Source organism: Rhizobacter sp. P2_D12, assembly GCF_056404395.1.
The window spans coordinates 1-1,920 of the sequence record NZ_JBFUEB010000265.1; the positions used below are offsets into that span (position 1 = coordinate 1).

The 1,920-nt window shown below is 69.4% G+C and carries 2 protein-coding genes; both read right to left on the bottom strand.

Going from position 1 to position 1,920, the window contains the following annotated elements; all coding sequences use genetic code 11:
• The coding region (gene waaA, locus AC1DYN_RS32290; protein ID WP_477966841.1) for a lipid IV(A) 3-deoxy-D-manno-octulosonic acid transferase at positions 1-1,231 on the bottom strand (1,231 nt) is incomplete at its 3' end.
• 1 nt (position 1,232) lies between these two features.
• On the bottom strand, positions 1,233-1,920 hold a 688-nt coding region (locus AC1DYN_RS32295; RefSeq protein ID WP_477966843.1), incomplete at its 5' end, for a glycosyltransferase family 9 protein.

Below are 1,920 nucleotides of genomic sequence, written 5' to 3' on the forward strand. Positions count from 1 at the left end.
GCCCGGCGAAGGCCAGCGCCCTGGCGCCCATCGCCGTGCGCGCCGCATCGTCGCGCAGCAGCCGCGCGGCCTGGGCCACGAGCGCAGCGGCGTCCGGCACGCGCAAGGCAGCGCCCCCATCGACCGCGTCGATCGTCGCGTCGAGAAAGTTGAACGTGTGTTCGCCCACCAGCACCGGCTTGCCCAGTGCGCAGGCTTCGATCAGATTCTGGCCGCCCAGCGGCAGCAGGCTGCCGCCGATATAGGCGCAGTCGCAGGCGGCGTAATAGGCGAACATCTCGCCCATCGAGTCACCCAACAGCACGTCGGCGTCGATGGCGGCGGTGTTGTCAGCATCGAGCTGCGAGCGGCGCGCAAGCGTCAAACCGCTCGCCTCGACGAGCGTCGCCACGTCATCAAAACGCTGCGGATGGCGTGGCACCAGCAACAGCAACGCGCCCTGTGGCTTGTCGCGGTGCTGCCGCCATGCATCCAGGATCAGGGTCTCTTCGCCTTCGCGCGTGCTGGCGCACAGGAACACCGGCCGGCGCCCCGCACCATCGATGCGCGTGCGCAGCCAGGCGCCCTTCTCCAGCGAGCTCGGTGGCGGCACGATGTCGAACTTGACGCTGCCGGTGACGACGACGTTCGGTGCGCCCAGCGACGCGATCCGCGCCGCGTCGGCGTCGGTCTGCGCCGCCACCAGCGTGAACGCGCGCGCCGCTTCCAGCATCACGGCGCCGGCCTTGCGGCCCCGCTTGAGCGAGCGTTCGGACAGGCGCGCATTGGCCAGCACGACCGGCACGCCCTGCCGCGTGCAGGCGTGGATCAGGTTCGGCCAGACCTCGGTTTCCATCAGGATGCAGGCGATGGGACGATAACGGCGCAGGAAGCGCGCCGTCATCCAGCCCGTGTCGTAGGGCAGGTAGGCCTGCACGACGCGCTCGCCGTGGCGCGCAAACAGGTCGCGCCCGGTGGCGCGGCCGGTCGGCGTCATGTGGGTCAGCAGGATGCGGCTATCCGGCCAGGCCAGCAGCAGCGCATCAATCAGCGGCTCGCTGGCGCGCGTCTCGCCCACCGACACCGCATGCACCATGATCGTGGGCCGCTCGCCAGCGGCAGGGCCGCCCAGGGACAGTCGTTCATCCCAGTGCGCGCGGTAGCCCGGCTCCTTGCGCCCGCGCCACCACAGCCGGCCCAGCACCGCCGGCATGGCCAGCCACCAGAGGCTTGAGTACAGCGTGCGGTTCATGTCATGCCGGCGCCAGCAGGCGCCGTGCAGCCGCGATGACGTCATCGCTTGAAGGCGGCGCGCCCAGGTCGCCCAGGTTGACGATGCGATCGGACCAGTTGCCTTCGGTCTTCCACTTGGGCGAATCGCAGTAAATTTCGATCGTCGGCCGCACGAAGGCGGCGGCGATATGGGTCAGGCCCGTGTCGACACCCACCGCAAGGCGCGCATGCTGCGCCAGTAATACCGCATCCATCATCGACAATTTTGGCAGCACGCGGGCATTGGGCATGGCTGCCGCCAACGCCTGGGCATCCTCGTGTTCGGCCTTTGAGCCCCATGGCAGCAGCACCGGCATCGGTGCGAGCGCCGCGCCCAGTGCGATCCAGTTGGCGTCCGCCCACTTCTTGGCCGCGCGCGCCGTGCCATGGAAAAAGACCGCGTAGTCGTCGTGCGGCAAAAACGCCGGCCGCGTGGCAGGCGTCGGCGCGGGCAACCCGAACTCGGGGGCCGAGTCGACGCTGTAATCGAGCGCAGCGCCCGCGACCATGCGCCCGCGCGCGACGGCATGCGTGCGCGGATTCAACGGGATGCTGTCGGTATGGAAGATGCGCGAGATGCCTTCATAGCCCGAGCCTTCGCTGCCGTTGGCCAGGCCGACTTTTTTACCACCCTTGCGCACGCGCGCCGCGCCCATGATGATGCCGGTG